At 67.3% G+C, this 17,749-nt stretch carries 13 protein-coding genes and 2 rRNA genes; 11 read left to right on the forward strand and 4 right to left on the reverse strand.

Annotated elements, in window-relative coordinates:
* Positions 1-356 precede the first annotated feature (356 nt).
* The 6 genes from OG844_RS25640 to OG844_RS25665 all read left to right on the forward strand — a co-directional run bounded on the left by OG844_RS25640 (position 357) and on the right by OG844_RS25665 (position 7,546).
* Positions 357-665 carry a hypothetical protein gene (locus OG844_RS25640; protein WP_014047394.1) on the forward strand — a complete coding sequence of 103 codons (309 nt, stop codon included), beginning with the start codon at positions 357-359 and terminating at the stop codon, positions 663-665.
* A gap of 181 nt (positions 666-846) precedes the next feature.
* Positions 847-1,713 carry a hypothetical protein gene (locus tag OG844_RS25645; RefSeq protein WP_406393401.1) on the forward strand — a complete coding sequence of 289 codons (867 nt, stop codon included), beginning with the start codon at positions 847-849 and terminating at the stop codon, positions 1,711-1,713.
* Positions 1,703-3,061, forward strand: a complete 1,359-nt coding sequence (locus OG844_RS25650; RefSeq protein WP_406393403.1) for a hypothetical protein — start codon at positions 1,703-1,705, stop codon at positions 3,059-3,061. Before OG844_RS25645 ends, OG844_RS25650 begins: the two co-directional genes overlap by 11 nt.
* The gene (locus tag OG844_RS25655) at positions 3,058-4,608 is read left to right on the forward strand and encodes an SCO6880 family protein (RefSeq protein WP_406393405.1); all 1,551 of its coding nucleotides are present in this window, start codon (positions 3,058-3,060) and stop codon (positions 4,606-4,608) included. Before OG844_RS25650 ends, OG844_RS25655 begins: the two co-directional genes overlap by 4 nt.
* A 30-nt stretch (positions 4,609-4,638) precedes the next feature.
* Positions 4,639-6,057: an ATP-binding protein gene (locus OG844_RS25660; RefSeq protein WP_406393407.1), complete on the forward strand. Its 1,419-nt coding sequence runs from the start codon at positions 4,639-4,641 to the stop codon at positions 6,055-6,057.
* Between the two features lies 1 nt (position 6,058).
* Positions 6,059-7,546, forward strand: a complete 1,488-nt coding sequence (locus OG844_RS25665) for a type VI secretion protein (RefSeq protein WP_406393409.1) — start codon at positions 6,059-6,061, stop codon at positions 7,544-7,546.
* 26 nt (positions 7,547-7,572) lie between these two features.
* On the opposite strand, the gene OG844_RS25670 is transcribed toward OG844_RS25665, so the two are convergent.
* Complete coding sequence (locus OG844_RS25670; protein ID WP_406393411.1) at positions 7,573-8,124, reverse strand: GNAT family N-acetyltransferase; 552 nt, start codon at positions 8,122-8,124, stop codon at positions 7,573-7,575.
* Positions 8,125-8,178: 54 nt separating this feature from the next.
* On the reverse strand, positions 8,179-9,279 hold the full coding sequence (locus tag OG844_RS25675; protein WP_406393412.1) for an FAD-dependent monooxygenase: 1,101 nt from the start codon (positions 9,277-9,279) through the stop codon (positions 8,179-8,181).
* A gap of 158 nt (positions 9,280-9,437) precedes the next feature.
* Here OG844_RS25675 and OG844_RS25680 point away from each other — a divergent pair, with 158 nt between their 5' ends.
* The 5 genes from OG844_RS25680 (at position 9,438) to OG844_RS25700 (ending at position 14,221) form a co-directional block, all read left to right on the forward strand.
* Positions 9,438-10,433, forward strand: coding sequence for a GntR family transcriptional regulator (locus OG844_RS25680; RefSeq protein WP_406393415.1), 996 nt, complete (start codon positions 9,438-9,440; stop codon positions 10,431-10,433).
* Between the two features lie 108 nt (positions 10,434-10,541).
* Positions 10,542-11,480 carry an ATP-binding cassette domain-containing protein gene (locus tag OG844_RS25685; RefSeq protein WP_406393417.1) on the forward strand — a complete coding sequence of 313 codons (939 nt, stop codon included), beginning with the start codon at positions 10,542-10,544 and terminating at the stop codon, positions 11,478-11,480.
* Positions 11,477-12,268 carry an ABC transporter permease gene (locus OG844_RS25690; protein ID WP_406393419.1) on the forward strand — a complete coding sequence of 264 codons (792 nt, stop codon included), beginning with the start codon at positions 11,477-11,479 and terminating at the stop codon, positions 12,266-12,268. The genes OG844_RS25685 and OG844_RS25690 overlap by 4 nt, the downstream gene beginning before the upstream one ends.
* A gap of 31 nt (positions 12,269-12,299) precedes the next feature.
* On the forward strand, positions 12,300-13,559 hold the full coding sequence (locus OG844_RS25695) for a sensor histidine kinase (RefSeq protein WP_406393421.1): 1,260 nt from the start codon (positions 12,300-12,302) through the stop codon (positions 13,557-13,559).
* Complete coding sequence (locus tag OG844_RS25700; protein WP_406393423.1) at positions 13,556-14,221, forward strand: response regulator; 666 nt, start codon at positions 13,556-13,558, stop codon at positions 14,219-14,221. The genes OG844_RS25695 and OG844_RS25700 overlap by 4 nt, the downstream gene beginning before the upstream one ends.
* Before the next feature lie 69 nt (positions 14,222-14,290).
* Here OG844_RS25700 and rrf read toward each other — a convergent pair.
* Positions 14,291-14,407: ribosomal RNA gene (gene rrf / locus OG844_RS25705) — 5S ribosomal RNA — on the reverse strand.
* Between the two features lie 79 nt (positions 14,408-14,486).
* Positions 14,487-17,611 (reverse strand): 23S ribosomal RNA (locus OG844_RS25710).
* Positions 17,612-17,749 lie beyond the last annotated feature (138 nt).

The raw sequence follows: 17,749 nt of genomic DNA on the forward strand, positions 1-17,749 counted from the left end.
CCCCTTCCCCGTACGTCACCTGATGAAGCGTCGGCCGAGAGCCACCGGCGCACTCACGGCTCTCGAACAGCGCATACGAACACTCCACAACCGGCGAACGCTGCAACCGCACCCGTAACCCATGGCCACCGTCGTTGCTAGCGGTCACATAGCGTGATACACAGAGTAACCATGCATATGCGCTCAGATCTCCGCACGAGCCGCAGGTCAGGGCGGCCACCCCGGTCAAACGTGCGAGATCCGGGTAAAGAGACACGGGAAGGCGTCGTGCTGAGCCGGATTCATCAGCGAAGATAGAGGGCGACCCGTGTCGTACGGCACGGGCGGCGAACTACCCATCAGGGGCGGTGACTTACATGATCCTGGCAGCTGAAAAGGGCGACATCACCACCATCATCGGCGGAATCGCCCCGAACTGGGGGCCGTTCGGGACCCTGGGCAACGAGGCACGCATCATGATCGAGGTGGTGATGGCGGTAGCCATCCTGCTCTGCCTCGGCATCGCGATCTGGGGTGCGGCGAAGCAGCGCATCGGTGCGACGGCCCTGCGCGACACGTTCAGCGCGGAACAGGGCAAGGGCCTGATCGTGGCGGGCCTCACCGGAGTCTTCATCATCGGCTCCCTCGGCACCCTGTTCACGATTGTGTACGGGATGGCCGTCTGACCTGCTCGCCGGCCTCCCTGCCCCCGGGCTGTCCCGCCCGCCCCACACCACCCGTCCGTCGTGCCCACCGGCAGAGGTTGCGTCCCCTGATGTCGAGTCACCACACCGCGCCCACGCGGGAACCAGCACAGCTACCGTCGTACTACGCGGAACTGCACACGGCTGAGGGGGCGTACGCGGCATGAGCCAGGGCGACGATCGCGGATACGGTGACGAACCGGGCGGCCGTACGGATGATGCGTACAGCACGCTCGGCGGCACGCGCCAGACCCGTACGCGGCTTCCCGGCGGTGACGAAGGCGACGGCTACGGACGCCGGCCCGCCCGGAACTCCCGCTCCCTGGTCATGATCGTGGGCGTGGTCGTCCTCCTCATCGCTGCTATCGCGTTTGCGAACCAGGGCGGGAACGGGGACGAAGGATCCGGCGGCAGCGGAAAGGAACCGGCCGCCGCCGGCACCGGACCCACGGCTGCGACGGGCACGAAGCCGGTACAGGGCAGGAACGGCACGATCGCGTCGGGCTTCGCGCATGACGAGCAGGGGGCGCAGAGCGCGGCGGCGAATTACGCGGTGGCGCTTGGGTCTGCGGGAATGTTCAACAAGGACAGCCGCCACAAAATCGTCGATGCGATCTACACCTCGAAAGCTTCGGCCAACCTGACAGGCCCTCAGGATGCGGCGTATTCAGCTGATTTCCTGGCCAAGCTGGGCTTGGACCCTGAAGGCAATGCGCCCCAGGGCAGCACATTTGTATCGCGGACGATCCCTGTAGGCACCAAGGTGACCAGCTATCGGGGAGACACAGCCACGGTCGAAGTCTGGTACACGGGCTTGATCGGTATGTCCGGGCAAGAATCAACGGACCCTGTGAGTACCTCATGGAAGACCTGGACCGCCGAGCTGGCCTGGGCCAATGGCGACTGGAAGATTGTGAGTGACACGCAGAAGGACGGTCCTGCGCCGGTCCCCGGTGATGTCGCTGCTTCCAGTTCGGACGAGATCAGCAAGGCCGTTGAGGAGTTCGGAGGCTTCACTTATGCCAGGTAGCCGTCCGCTTCGTATGCGCTCGCTCCTGTCCGTGGTGGCGGCGCTGCAGGCAGCTTCTGTACTCGTTGCAACCCGAGCTGCTGCCGCACCGTCCCCGACCCCCTCACCGAGCGAAAGCAACAGTCCCTGCGACCTTCTCATTGGCCCGGCCAAGGAATACTGCGTAGATGGCGACTCAGCCCGCGGGGGCCGCCGCGCTCCCACCGTCACCGACGACGCCCTCGACCCCCTCTCCTCCCTGGCCCGCGGCTGCGCCGACGCCGCGTCCTGGACCGTCGGCAAGCTCAGTGAGGCCGTGGAGGGCACCGCCACCGTCGACTTCACGAACCAGCGGTTCCTGCAGCAGTACGCCGTCGTCTTCGCGGCCTCCACCATCCTCACGCTCGTCCTGTGGCTCCTCGCCGTGGCCAAGCGCGCGATCCGCGGCGTTCCGCTGACCACCGCGATCTCCGAGGCCATCGGCTTCCTCTGGCTGACCGTCCTGGCCTCCGCGTTCACTCCGCTCATCCTCTACACCGTCGTCTCCGCGACCGACGGCGTGACGGAAGGCATCGCGACCGCCACCGGCGGCCAGACCGACGTCTTCTTCGGTTCGTTCGCCGAGGCGCTCAAGAAGGGGACCGACATCGGCGGCGGCCCGATCATGCTGATCGTCGTCTCGCTCGTGTCGATCCTCGCCGCCGGAATCCTGTGGCTGGAGCTCGTCATCCGGGCCGCCCTGCTCTACGTCGGAGCCCTGCTGGGCGTCGTCGTCTACGCCGGGCTCGTCGACAAGAACATGTGGGGCCACGTCCGCCGCTGGGCAGGCATCATGATCGCCGTGATCATGGTCAAGCCGGTCATCGTGATCGTGCTCGGCCTGGCCGGTGCGCTCTCCGAGGACGACGGCCCGAACGCCATGTCCGCGGTCGTGTCCGGGCTGGCCATCATCCTGCTGGCCATCTTCGCGTCCGCCATGATCTACCGCTTCGTCCCCGGTTTCGGCGACGAGATCCAGGGTGCACGTACCAACCGCAAGCAGGCCACCGACGGCTCCCAGGCCGCCGCGCTGATCAGCTCCCCGGCCGCGCTCGTCTCCCAGGGGATCAAGACCCACAGCGGACGCGGCGGCGAGGGCGGTGGTGGAGGCGGCGGTGCCCGCCCCTCCAACCCCGCCAGCGGCGGCGTGGCCGCGCACAGCTCCCGCGGTTCGGGGAGCGGGGTCGGCGGCGGATCTGTCCCCTCCGCCGCACCTCCGCCCCGCAGCGGGTCCGGGCCCACCTCCGGAACCCCCCACGGCAGCCGCTCCTCGCGAGGCGGCGGTTCAGGCAGCACAGGTAACACGAGCACAGGAGGTGGAGGGCGTTGACGACCCAGTCCCACACGATCGCGCCCCGCCGTACGTATCTCATCGGCCGCGCCAGGCCGAACGCGATCGTCGGCAAGAACCGTGAGACGGGCGAGATCGCGCTGATCATCGTCGGCGCGTTCCTCGGCATGATGAGCGGGCTCCTCGTCCCGGTCCTCTCCTTGCGGATCGTGGCCCTCATGGGCTTCCCCATGCTGGCCCTGGCAGTCGTGTACGTCCCCTTCAAGGGCCGCACGTTCTACAAGTGGTTCGAGATCAACCGCAGCTTCAAGCGCACCCTGCGCCGCGGTACGACCTACCGTTCCCCCGCCATGGAGGCGGGTGTCAGCGCAGACGGGCGTGAGGTGGAGATCGGCCCGCCGCCCGGCATCGGCCGGATCAGCTGGCTCGCCGCGCCGTTCGGGCCGGACGAGATCGCCGTGCTCCTGCACGCCGATCGCCGTACCGTCACCGCCGCGATCGAGATCGAGGGCCCCGGGGTCGGCCTGCGCGACAGCGAGGACCAGGAGGCCCTGGTCGACAGGTTCGGCACCCTGCTCAAGCATGTGGCCAACGGCGACGGCTTCGTGACCCGCATTCAGATGCTGGCCCGGACACTCCCCGCCGACCCCGACGCCCACGCGAAGGATGTCGCCCAGCGCGGCGACAAGGCCGCGCCCGGCTGGCTCCAGGAGTCCTACGACCAGCTCCAGTCGATGGTCTCCACCTCCAGCGAGCAGCACCGCGCCTACCTCGTCGCCTGCATGCACTACAGCCGCGATCTGGCCGCAGAGGCCAACGCCATGGCCCGTGCGGTCCGCCCCCAGGGCCGCCGCAAGCTCGACCGCGACGCCGGGCTCGCCGTCGTCATGGCACGCGAGCTCACGGACATCTGCGCACGTCTCGCCGAGGCGGACATCCGGGTGCGCCAGCCGCTCGGCCAGAGCCGGCTGGCCTCGCTCGTGCACTCGATGTACGACCCGGACCACCCGATGGACCACATCCAGGCCATGACGAAGCGCAACGCCTGGCCGGCCGAACTGGACGCGGTCGAACCCACGTTCCTCCAGGCCAAGACCCGTGAGTCGACGACCCGCGCCCCCTGGTGCCATGCCACGGCCTGGGTGAAGGAATGGCCGATGACGCCGGTCGGCGTCAACTTCCTGGCCCCCCTCCTCGTCCACACGCCCGACGTCATCCGTACGGTCGCGGTCTGCATGGACCTCGAGCCCACGGAGGTCGCCATCGAGCGGATGCTTACGGAGAAGACGAACGACGAGGCCGAGGCGAGCCGCCAGGCCAAGATGAACCGCACCGTCGACCCGCGCGACATCGCGGCGCACGGCCGGCTCGACCAGCGGGGTGAAGATCTGGCGAGCGGTGCGGCCGGGGTGAACCTGGTGGGGTACATCACCGTGTCGTCCCGGTCGCCCGAAGCCCTCGCCCGCGACAAGCGGACGATCCGGGCCTCGGCCGGCAAGTCGTACCTGAAGCTGGAGTGGTGCGACCGTGAACACCACCGCGCCTTCGTGAACACCTTGCCGTTCGCCACCGGCATCCGCCGCTGACCACCAACCGAGAGGCAGGGCAGTCACGCCATGCGAGACCCGCTGTCCGCGTTGTCGGATGCCTTCACCGCTTTCCTGTTCGGGAAGGTGGAGACGACCCGGCTGCCGGTCCGTACGTCGACGGGCCAGGCCCAGGCCGTCTACCTGCCGACCGCCGCGCCCGGCCTCGGCGACTCCGGCGTGATCATCGGGCGTGAGGTGTACTCCGGCAAGGGCTACATCTACGACCCCTTCCAGCTGTACGGCCAGCAGCTCCCCGCCCCGCACTGGCTGGTGCTCGGCGAGTCCGGCAACGGCAAGTCCGCGCTGGAGAAGACGTACGTCCTGCGCCAGCTCCGCTTCCGCGACCGCCAGGTCGTCGTCCTGGACGCCCAGGGCGAGGACGGTGTCGGCGAGTGGAACCTCATCGCCCAGGAGCTGGGCATAACCCCCATCCGGCTGGACCCGACCGCCGCGCTGAACGACGGGATCCGCCTCAACCCGCTCGACCCGTCGATCACCACGACCGGCCAGCTCGCCCTGCTCCGCACGATCATCGAAGTCGCCATGGGCCACGGCCTCGACGAGCGTTCCGGCTTCGCACTCAAGGTCGCCCACGCGTACGTGAACGAGACCATCACTGAGCGCCAGCCGGTCCTGATGGACATCGTGGAACAACTGCGCCATCCGAAGCCCGAGTCCGCCGAGGCGATGAACGTCGACATAGACGACGTACGGGCCTGGGGCCTGGACGTGGCCCTCGTCCTGGACCGGCTGGTCGACGGTGACCTGCGTGGCATGTTCGACGGCCCGACGACGATCGGCATCGACCTCGACGCACCGTTGATCGTCTTCGACCTCTCGCACATCGACCGCAACTCCATCGCGATGCCGATCCTGATGGCGATCGTCGGCGTCTGGCTGGAGCACACCTGGATCAGGCCCGACCGCAAGAAGCGCATCTTCCTGGTCGAAGAGGCCTGGCACATCATCAACTCGCCCTTCGTGGCACAGCTCTTCCAGCGCCTGCTGAAGTTCGGACGACGGCTCGGGCTGTCCTTCGTGGCGGTGGTCCACCACCTCAGCGATGTCGTCGACGGGGCCGCGGCGAAGGAAGCGGCGGCCATCCTGAAGATGGCCTCGACGCGGACGATCTACGCGCAGAAGGCCGACGAGGCCAGAGCGACGGGCAAGGTGATCGGCCTGCCCAGGTGGGCGGTCGAGATCATTCCGACGCTGACCCCGGGCATCGCCGTCTGGGACGTCAACGGCAACGTACAGGTCGTCAAACACCTGATCACCGAGGCGGAACGCCCCTTGGTGTTCACCGACCGTGCGATGACCGAGGGTTCGACGTCCGACATGCTCCCCGAGGACGTACGGGCCGCGGAGCTGGAGGCGGAGCAGCGGGCGGCGCGGATCGAGCACCAGCACCGGCTGAACGAGTCGTCCGAGTCAACGGTGGCATGACATGGCACGCCAGGCACCATCCCGTACGGAGCGCGGCGGCGAGGGACAGGGCGGCATCCCGGACGGCCTGCTGATCGGCCTCCTGGCCTTCCTTTCCGGGCTGACCGTGCTGGCCTGGACGGCCACGGGGCTGGCCGGTCTGTTCGCGCACGGGGCCTGGCCGACGGGCGTCACGTTCACGCGGACGCCGCCGGCCCTGCGCGCGCTGGCCCTCGAACCGCAGGACCTCCCGGCGGCCTGGCCCGGCACACCGGCGGGCGAGCTCTCCGGGTACGGCTTGTTCTGGGGCCTGTTCATAGGCGAACTGATGGTGCTGGTGGTCCTGACGGTGTTCGCCGTGGGGGTGGTGGCCCGCTGGCGGATGGTACGGAAGCGGAGGACCGCGGCGGCCGGCACGTACGAGCCCGAACGCGAGGCCGTTCGCCACGCGGAACCCGAGCCCGAGCCGGTCCGTCCCGTCGCACCGGCACCCGTGTTCGTCGAGGCGGCCCCCGCCCCCGTACGCGCGTACGAGCACGAGCCCGCTCCCGCGTCCGTCCCCTCGCCCCGCACACCCCTCCTCGTCTACGGCACCGCCGCCACCCGCCGCCCCACCGTCGTCCAGGCCATCCGGGAAGCCGACGGCCCGGCTCTCGTCATCACGTCCGACCCCACGGTCTGGGCCGAGACGAAGGACGCCCGCAGCAAGCTCGGCCCGGTCCTCGTCTACGACCCGGGCCATCTCTGCGACACCCCGGCCCGCCTCCACTGGACACCCACCGCCGGCTGCGAGGACCCCGCCACCGCAGCCGCCCGGGCCGCCGCCCTGCTCGCCCCGGTCCGCCCGTCGGCCAGGGCCGACAGCTCCATGGCCGACACCGCCGAAACGCTTCTGCAGTGCTGGCTGCACGCCGCGGCCGTGGACGGCCGCCCCTTCCGCCAGGTCCACCGCTGGGCCTCCGGAGGCAGCGCCCATGAACCGGTGCGCCTGCTCCGTACCCACCCCAGGGCCGCCTCCGGACTCGCCGGACTGCTGGAGTCGGCGCTCACCGCGTACCCCGAACGCCGCGAGAGCGCACAGGAACTGACCGTACGGGCCTTCGCGGCGCTCTCCTCGGTCCACATCCGCGAGGCATGCACACCCAACCGATCCGATTCGCTCGTACTGGAATCTTTTGCGCGTGAGGGGGGAACGCTCTTTGTGGTCGGCGAACCCATCGAGGATCCTCGCCACCGTCCCGGTGCGATGCCCCTGCTCACCGCACTCGCCTCACACGTGGTCGAGCACGGCCGCCGCATGGCCGCACGGTCAACCGACGGTCGGCTCGACCCACCAATGACCCTCGTCCTCGACGACGTCGCAGCCGTGGCTCCGCTTCCCCAGCTCCCGGAGCTGCTGTCGACCGGCGAGGACCAGGGGATGCCGACCCTGGTCCTGCTCCGCTCACAGGAACAGGGCCGGGCCCGCTGGACACAGGGACTGCAGCTCCCCGGCACCGGCATCCGCTGAGCCCGCCGCCTGAGGCCGCTGGGCCGCTAAGCCCGCTCGATCACGAACTCCATTTCGCGCGCGGCCGGATCGTCCGGCGCGGGCACGGTGCGCCCCGACGGCACGAAGCCGAACCTCCGGTAGAACGCCGCAGCCCGGGGGTTGTGCTCGTGGACGTACAGCCGCACCCGCTCGACACGGGGCGCGGACAGCGACCAGGCCCAGTCGACAGCCGCCCCGAACAACGCGTCGGCCACCCCGCCGCCCCGCGCCTCGGGCCGCACGAACACCCCGACCACGTGCGCCTGGTCGACCTCGGCAGCCTCCCCGAAGCGCACTTCCTGCGCGGGCCGCTCCACGAGCACCGACGCGGTACCCACCCACCGGCCGTCGGGGGCCTCGGCGACGAACTGCCGGACCTGCACACCGTCGGCGGCATCCGTCGTCCGCTGCTGCCAGAACGTGTCGGGCATGGCCAGCGCATGCTCGTACGTCTCCGCGAAGGCGACCGAAGCGACGGGATCCTGCAGGGCGGCCAGCCGGATCTCCCTGGCCAGGGGCCAGTCCTCGGCCCTCACCGCTCGTATGACGTGTTCCATCCGGCGATGGTGCCCCGCCGCATGCGTCCGGGCAAACGGGATACCACCGTCACCTCAGCCGTCCAGTGCGAAGGCGTTCTTGGCCCGCGTGACGGACTCCTCGGAGGCCGGGCCGCCGGGGTTCTCGGTGGCCAGGTCCTGGTTGAGGGTGACGAAGGGCCGCATCCGCTCCTCGTAACGGGCGTACGCGGCGGCATGGTCACCGTGCGCCCGGGCCAGACTGTCGGCCAGCACATGGGCGCCGACGAGAGCCAGGCTGGTTCCCTGCCCGGAGAGCGGGGAAGGGCAGTAGCCGGCGTCGCCGAGCAGGGCCACCCGGCCCCGCGACCAGTGGTCCATACGGATCTGCGCCATGGCGTCGCAGTAGAAGTCGGGCGCCTTTTGCGCGGCCTCGGCCAGGCGTGGCCCCTCCCACCGCAAGGACGCGAGCCTGTCCACCACGATGCGCCGGAGAGCGCCGGTGTCATGGGCGAGCGGACCGGACTCGAAGCCGAAGGCGATCCTGAGCTCGGAGTTGTCACGTACGGGCATGATGCCGAAACCCACGTCGCCGTCGCTCAGCCACATCTGCCAGTTGTCCAGGTCAAGGAAGTTGGCCGCGCTGAACACCGACAGATAGCTGCCCAGATGGTGCACGAAGCGTTCCTCAGGGCCGAAGGCCAGACGCCGTACCGCCGAGTGCAGACCGTCGGCACCGACCACGAGGTCGAAGCGACGGGACGGCCCGTGCGCGAAGCCGACCTGGACACCGGACCCGTCCTCGTCGAGCGCGGTGATGCTGTTGCCGAAGAGGTACTCGACGCCTTCCTGCGTGTGCGCGTGCACGAGCTCCACCAGGTCCTCGCGCAGCAACTCGATGTCGTCGCTGTCGAGCCGTCCGCTGCTGAAGGTCGCCTCCGTGGACCGGTCGACCTCCCGGCCCTCCGGGTCGAGGACCGACATCCCCCGCATGCGGGTACGGAGCTGCCTCGCCCGCTCCAGCAGGCCCATCCGCTCGACGACGTCGAGCGCGACACCCCGCACATCCACGGCCTGCCCGCCGGCGCGGGGACCCGTCCCGCGTTCGACGACGGTGACCCCGAAGCCGTGGCCACGCAGCCGGTGGGCGAGTGCCGGACCGGCGATGCCGCCGCCGGAAATCAGAACAGTCCGCATCAGAAGCTCCTCTCGTACGGTGTACGCACCGGAACGTACGCCGTACGCGCGATCGCTTCAACTGGGCTCATAACCCCTCTGTACTAGGGCAGTTGCCCATCGCTCCCCATCCTCGCTGCTACCCTCTGCACTAGTACAGGGGAGAGAGGTACGAGAGCGTGACGAAGCCCACAGCCGCGAGGGAGGAGCCGCCGTACCTGCGCATCGTCGCCGAGATCCGGCGGCGTATCCGCGACGGCGAACTCGCCCCCGGGGACCGGGTCCCCTCGACCCGTCAGATCGCCAAGGACTGGGGCGTCGCACTCGCCACCGCAACCAAGGCCCTGACCACCCTGCGCCTGGAGGGACTGGTCGAGGCCCGGCCGAGGACCGGCACGGTCGTCGCCGCGGCAGCTCCTCTCACACCGCCCCGCAGGCGTCCCGCAGCTGCCCCGTCCTCCTCGACGCCGGCCTCCTCCGCCCCGTCCGACGATCAGGAACTGACCCTCGAGCGCATCGTCCGCACCGCCGTCGCCATCGCCGACACCGAAGGGCTCCCCGCGCTCTCCATGCGCGGCATCGCGGCCCGGCTCGGAGTCGCCGCCATGACGCCCTACCGGTACGTGCCCAGCAAGGACGATCTGGTCCTGCTCATGGCCGACGCCGCATTCGGCGAGACGTTCTACCCCGCCGACGTTCCACAGGGCTGGCGTGCCCGAGCGGAACTCGGCGCGCGGACCCTGTGGGCCCTGCACCGCAAGCACCCGTGGCTGGCCCAGCTCGACTCCCTCACCCGCCCCCTGCTGGTGCCCAATCTGATGGTCCACGGCGAATGGTCCCTGAGCGCCCTCGACGGCCACGGCCTTGCGCCCACCCAGCTGTTCGACATCCACGTACTGCTCTACAGCCACGTCCAGGGCCTGGCGGTGCACCTCGAGCGGGAGGCGAACGCCGCGGCCACCACGGGCCAGTCGGAGGACCAGTGGATGGACAGCCGCGCCCCCACCCTCCAGGGCCTGGTGGACTCCGGCCGCTTCCCGACCTTCGCCAAGGTCGTCGGGGCCTTCGAGGACGGCTACGACCTGCGCCTCGACACACTCTTCGAACTCGGTCTCCAGGCCCTCCTCGACGGACTCACTCCCGTCATCGAAGGACAGTCCGGCCACCAGGAGTAACGCCCCGCCCCGGCCGCCCCGCGCGTCGTACCCCGGTACTACGCCGGCATCCGCGTCCCGCCCCCGGTCCGACGACCCACAGGCAGCCCGCTCCGTAGCGTCAGCCGCATGATCAGGGCATACGAACTCAGCAAACGCCACGGAGACACCACCGTCGTCCAGGACCTCGACTTCACGGTCCGGCCCGGCACCGTCACCGGCTTCCTCGGGCCCAACGGCGCCGGGAAGTCCACGACCATGCGCATGCTCCTCGGCCTGGACGCCCCCACCCGCGGCCGTTCAACGGTCGGCGGGCGCGCGTACGCCACCCACAGCGCGCCCCTCACCGAGGTCGGCGCCCTGCTGGAGACCCGATCCGTCCACCCCGGCAGGACCGCCTTCAACCACCTCATGGCGCTCGCCCACACCCACGGCATCCCGCGCCGCCGCGTCGAACACGTCCTCGACCTGGCCGGCCTGACCGCGGTCGCCCACAAACGCGTCAAGGGCTTCTCGCTCGGCATGGGCCAACGGCTCGGCATCGCCGCCGCACTCCTCGGCGACCCGGCCACCCTCATCCTGGACGAGCCCGTCAACGGCCTCGACCCGGAAGGCGTGCTCTGGATCCGCAACCTGCTCAAGTCCCTCGCCGTACAGGGCCGCACGGTGTTCGTCTCCTCGCACCTGATGAGCGAGACGGCCCTCACCGCAGACCACCTGGTCGTCATCGGACGCGGCCGGCTCCTCGCCGACACCACGGTCGCCGACTTCGTGGCCACGGCGGGCGGCGCCTCCGTCAAGGTCGTCACCCCACAGGCCCCGGCGCTGCGCGCACTCCTCGGGGGACCCGGCATCGACATCACCCCCACCACGGGCGCGGAACCCGGACACCTTGAGGTCCGCGGCACCGACGCGGCACACATCGGCCGCCTCGCCGCCGCACACTCCATCCCGCTGTACGAACTCACCCCGCACACCGCCTCCTTGGAGCAGGCCTTCATGGACCTCACCCAGGAGTCGGTCGAGTACCGGATCACCGCCCCCGAACCGACGGGAGTCCCCGCATGACCACCGCCCCCGCCACCACCCAGGCGTACCGCGTCACCCCGGCCCGGGTCCTGCGCTCCGAAACGCACAAGCTCCGGACCCTGCGCTCCAGCTGGATCACCCTGGGCTCCGCCGCCGCCCTCGTCCTGTCCGTCGGCATCATCATGGGCACGACCTACACGTCCGACGGCGGCGACTCGGACGTCGACACGGTCATCCTGGTCCTCTTCGGCTCCACACTCGGCACGCTCTGCACGGTGGTGCTCGGCATCCTGGTCACCGCGGGCGAGTACTCGACCGGCATGATCCGCGCCTCGCTCACCGCCGTACCCACCAGACTCCCCGTCCTGTGGGCCAAGGCGGCGGTCTTCAGCGTCACCGTCTTCACCGTCATGGCCGGCACCGCACTCATCACCTTCGCCGCAGCCCAGATCTTCCTCCACGACACCGACCAGGCCGCCTCCCTCACCGAACCGGCCGTGCTCGGCGCGGTGCTCGGCAACGCCGCCGGAACCACGTTCCTGAGCCTGATCGCCCTGGGGCTCGGCTCCCTGATCCGCTCGGTACCGGGCGCGATCGGCGCCTTCATCGGAGGCGTGATGGTCCTTCCGGAGGTCCTGACCATGCTCCCGTACGACGCGGTCGAAACCGCCGTCCGCTACTTCCCCACCCAGGCCGCAGGCGTCCTCGGCTCCTCCACCCCGCTCCCCGACGCCGCGCCCGTCGGCGGAGCGCTGCTCGCCCTCGTGCTGTGGTGCGCGGCAACCCTCGGAACGGCAACCCTGCTCCTACGACGCCGAGACGCATGACGCCCGTGAGACCGGAGGCGAGGATGTACGGGTGACGGACGACGACGACACGAACCGGCTCGCGGGCCCCACCCCGCTCACCGGGCACATCCAGCGCCTGCTCCAGCGCGTCCGCGCATACGACCGGCGCCGGCCCACCGTCTGGAACGGGCTGACGGCGGCGTTCTGGGTGCTCTTCGCCGTACTCGACATCTCTTCGGGCGGCTGGCGCACCGTAGCCGTCGACCCGGACGTGCCCGCGCCGCTGGTGCTCACGATGAGCGTCGCGTTCTCCGCCCCGCTGCTGTGGCGCCGCAGCCATCCTCTGGCCGTGCTCGTGTTCATGGCCCCGTTCTCCCTGGTCAACGTCTGGACGGGGGCGGTCATCCAGGCCGCTTTCCTCCAGGAGATCGTGGTGTTTAACATCGCGGTCCGGCTGCCGCTACGCGCCCTGGCCTGGTCGGGCGCCATCGTGATCACCCCGCTCGTGATCGCCTCGGGCCACTTCCCGGACGGCTGGGACCGGCTCTTCCTCCCGCATCTCTGGGCGTTCGCGTTCGCGGCCCTGCTCGGCATCGTGGTCCGTACGCGCAAGGAGTACACCGAGGCCCTCGTCGACCGCGCCAACCGCCTGGAACTCGAACGCGACCAGCAGGCCCGCCTCGCGGCAGCCGCCGAACGCACCCGGATCGCCCGGGAGATGCACGACATCATCGGCCACAACCTGTCCGTCATCACGGGCCTCGCCGACGGCGGCTCCTACGCCGCGGCCAAGAGCCCCGAACGGGCCGCCCAGGCCTTGGACGCCATCGGAACGACGAGCCGTCAGGCCCTCTCCGAACTCCGCCGACTGCTCGGCGTCCTGCGCGACCACCCCGCCGATGCCGACCGTACCCCGCAGCCCACCCTGGACGACATCGACGCCCTGCTCGCGGGAGTACGGCGAGCGGGCCTCCCGGTACGTCTTCACCGCCGCGGCACACCACCGCCCGAAGCACTCACCGCAGGGCGGCAGCTGACGGTCTACCGGGTGGTGCAGGAGGCCCTCACCAACACGCTGAAGCACGGCGCCACACACCCGGGCCTCGCGGCGGAGGTCACCCTGACCTACCGGGCGACGGAGCTGGAGGCCCTGATCACCGACAACGGAACCCCGCGACACGAACCCGTCCCGCCCGACGGCACCGCGCAGGGAATCACCGGGATGCGCGAACGCGCTTCCCTCTACGACGGCACACTCGAAGCGGGCCCGCCCACCACATCCGGCTGGCAGGTACGGCTCCGGCTCCCTCTGGAGGACTCCCCCTCGTGACGACCGTGCTCATCGCCGACGACCAGGCGATGCAACGCTTCGGCTTCCGCATGCTGCTGGAGAGCCAGGACGACATGACGGTCGTCGGCGAAGCCGCCAACGGCCACGAGGCCCTCCAACTCGTCGCCCGGCACCAGCCGGACGTCGCGCTGATGGACATACGAATGCCCCTGCTCGACGGCATCGAAGCCACCCGGCGCATCGTCAGGGCCGGCGCCCCCACCCGCATCCTGATCGTCACCACGTTCGACCTGGACCGGTACGCGTACGACGGGCTGCGCGCAGGCGCCAGCGGCTTCCTGGTCAAGGATGCCCTGCCGGAGGAACTCCTCTCCGGCATCCGTGCCGTGGCCGGCGGTGACGCGGTGGTCGCCCCGAGCCTGACCCGCCGGCTCCTGGACGCGTACGTACAGCATCTGCCGTCCGCCCCCGGCGGACCCGCCACCCAGGACCCGCGGATCGCCGCACTCACCGGGCGGGAAAGGGAAATCCTCACCGTCATCGGGCAGGGCTGGAGCAACACGGAGATCGCCGAACGCCTCCACCTCGCCGAATCGACCGTGAAGACGCACGTCTCGCGCATCCTCGCGAAGACGGGAGCGAGAGACCGCGTCCAGGCGGTCATCCTCGCCTACGACACGCACTTGGTGACCGCGGCCTGACCACCCGAAAGGGTTTTGAACGCAGGAAAGCCCCGTGCCACAAGGGCACGGGGCTTTCCCGGAATAATTGTTCGGCGGCGTCCTACTCTCCCACAGGGTCCCCCCTGCAGTACCATCGGCGCTGAAAGGCTTAGCTTCCGGGTTCGGAATGTAACCGGGCGTTTCCCTAACGCAATGACCACCGAAACACTATGAAATTAACCAACACCGGATGAAAACACGGCCGTTCGTTATTTCAGAACTAACACAGTGGACGCGAGCAACTGAGGACAAGCCCTCGGCCTATTAGTACCAGTCAGCTCCACCCGTTACCGGGCTTCCACATCTGGCCTATCAACCCAGTCGTCTACTGGGAGCCTTAACCACTCAAGGTGGTGGGAATACTCATCTCGAAGCAGGCTTCCCGCTTAGATGCTTTCAGCGGTTATCCTTTCCGAACGTAGCCAACCAGCCATGCCCTTGGCAGGACAACTGGCACACCAGAGGTTCGTCCGTCCCGGTCCTCTCGTACTAGGGACAGCCCTTCTCAATATTCCTACGCGCACAGCGGATAGGGACCGAACTGTCTCACGACGTTCTAAACCCAGCTCGCGTACCGCTTTAATGGGCGAACAGCCCAACCCTTGGGACCGACTCCAGCCCCAGGATGCGACGAGCCGACATCGAGGTGCCAAACCATCCCGTCGATATGGACTCTTGGGGAAGATCAGCCTGTTATCCCCGGGGTACCTTTTATCCGTTGAGCGACAGCGCTTCCACAAGCCACTGCCGGATCACTAGTCCCGACTTTCGTCCCTGCTCGACCCGTCGGTCTCACAGTCAAGCTCCCTTGTGCACTTACACTCAACACCTGATTGCCAACCAGGCTGAGGGAACCTTTGGGCGCCTCCGTTACTCTTTAGGAGGCAACCGCCCCAGTTAAACTACCCATCAGACACTGTCCCTGATCCGGATCACGGACCTAGGTTAGACATCCAGCACGACCAGAGTGGTATTTCAACGACGACTCCACAACCACTGGCGTGGCCGCTTCAAAGTCTCCCACCTATCCTACACAAGCCGAACCGAACACCAATATCAAACTATAGTAAAGGTCCCGGGGTCTTTCCGTCCTGCTGCGCGAAACGAGCATCTTTACTCGTAGTGCAATTTCACCGGGCCTATGGTTGAGACAGTCGAGAAGTCGTTACGCCATTCGTGCAGGTCGGAACTTACCCGACAAGGAATTTCGCTACCTTAGGATGGTTATAGTTACCACCGCCGTTTACTGGCGCTTAAGTTCTCAGCTTCGCACACCCGAAAGTGCACTAACCGGTCCCCTTAACGTTCCAGCACCGGGCAGGCGTCAGTCCGTATACATCGCCTTACGGCTTCGCACGGACCTGTGTTTTTAGTAAACAGTCGCTTCTCGCTGGTCTCTGCGGCCACCCCCAGCTCAGGAAGCAAGTTCCCTCACCAGTGATGGCCCCCCTTCTCCCGAAGTTACGGGGGCATTTTGCCGAGTTCCTTAACCATAGTTCACCCGAACGCCTCGGTATTCTCTACCTGACTACCTGAGTCGGTTTAGGGTACGGGCCGCCATGAAACTCGCTAGAGGCTTTTCTCGACAGCATAGGATCATCCACTTCACCACAATCGGCTCGGCATCAGGTCTCAGCCTTAATGTGTGACGGATTTACCTGCCACACGGCCTACACCCTTACCCCGGGACTACCACCGCCCGGGCTGGACTACCTTCCTGCGTCACCCCATCGCTTACCTAATACAAGTCTGGTTCATCGGCTCCACCACTACCCTCAACTCCGAAGAGATCGGGCCGGCTTCACGGACTTAGCATCGCCTGATTCAGTATTGGGCGTTTCAAAGCGGGTACCGGAATATCAACCGGTTGTCCATCGACTACGCCTGTCGGCCTCGCCTTAGGTCCCGACTTACCCTGGGCAGATCAGCTTGACCCAGGAACCCTTAGTCAATCGGCGCACACGTTTCTCACGTGTGTATCGCTACTCATGCCTGCATTCTCACTCGTGAACCGTCCACAACTCGCTTCCGCGGCTGCTTCACCCGGCACACGACGCTCCCCTACCCATCCCAGCCCCCGTTGGGGGTATGTGCTGGAATGACACGACTTCGGCGGTACGCTTGAGCCCCGCTACATTGTCGGCGCGGAATCACTTGACCAGTGAGCTATTACGCACTCTTTCAAGGGTGGCTGCTTCTAAGCCAACCTCCTGGTTGTCTCTGCGACTCCACATCCTTTCCCACTTAGCGTACGCTTAGGGGCCTTAGTCGATGCTCTGGGCTGTTTCCCTCTCGACCATGGAGCTTATCCCCCACAGTCTCACTGCCGTGCTCTCACTTACCGGCATTCGGAGTTTGGCTAAGGTCAGTAACCCGGTAGGGCCCATCGCCTATCCAGTGCTCTACCTCCGGCAAGAAACACACGACGCTGCACCTAAATGCATTTCGGGGAGAACCAGCTATCACGGAGTTTGATTGGCCTTTCACCCCTAACCACAGGTCATCCCCCAGGTTTTCAACCCTGGTGGGTTCGGTCCTCCACGAAGTCTTACCTCCGCTTCAACCTGCCCATGGCTAGATCACTCCGCTTCGGGTCTTGAGCGCGCTACTAAATCGCCCTATTCGGACTCGCTTTCGCTACGGCTTCCCCACACGGGTTAACCTCGCAACACACCGCAAACTCGCAGGCTCATTCTTCAAAAGGCACGCAGTCACGACTGCATGTGCAAGCACATACAGCGACGCTCCCACGGCTTGTAGGCACACGGTTTCAGGTACTATTTCACTCCGCTCCCGCGGTACTTTTCACCATTCCCTCACGGTACTATCCGCTATCGGTCACCAGGGAATATTTAGGCTTAGCGGGTGGTCCCGCCAGATTCACACGGGATTTCTCGGGCCCCGTGCTACTTGGGTGTCTCTTAAACGAGCCGTTGATGTTTCAGCTACGGGGGTCTTACCCTCTACGCCGGACCTTTCGCATGTCCTTCGCCTACACCAACGGTTTCTGACTCGTCTCACAGTCGGCAGACCATGAAAAAGAGATCCCACAACCCCGCATGCGCAACCCCTGCCGGGTATCACACGCATACGGTTTGGCCTCATCCAGTTTCGCTCGCCACTACTCCCGGAATCACGGTTGTTTTCTCTTCCTGCGGGTACTGAGATGTTTCACTTCCCCGCGTTCCCTCCACACTGCCTATGTGTTCAGCAGTGGGTGACAGCCCATGACGACTGCCGGGTTTCCCCATTCGGAAACCCCCGGATCAAAGCTTGGTTGACAGCTCCCCGGGGACTATCGTGGCCTCCCACGTCCTTCATCGGTTCCTGGTGCCAAGGCATCCACCGTGCGCCCTTAAAAACTTGGCCACAGATGCTCGCGTCCACTGTGCAGTTCTCAAACAACGACCAGCCACCCATCACCCCGCCCTCACAGGCGAGTTCACTGGGGCCGGCAACCGAAGATCCAGACTCAACGAGCCCGTACCTTCAGATACCCAACAGCGT

The organism is Streptomyces sp. NBC_00887 (assembly GCF_045207585.1).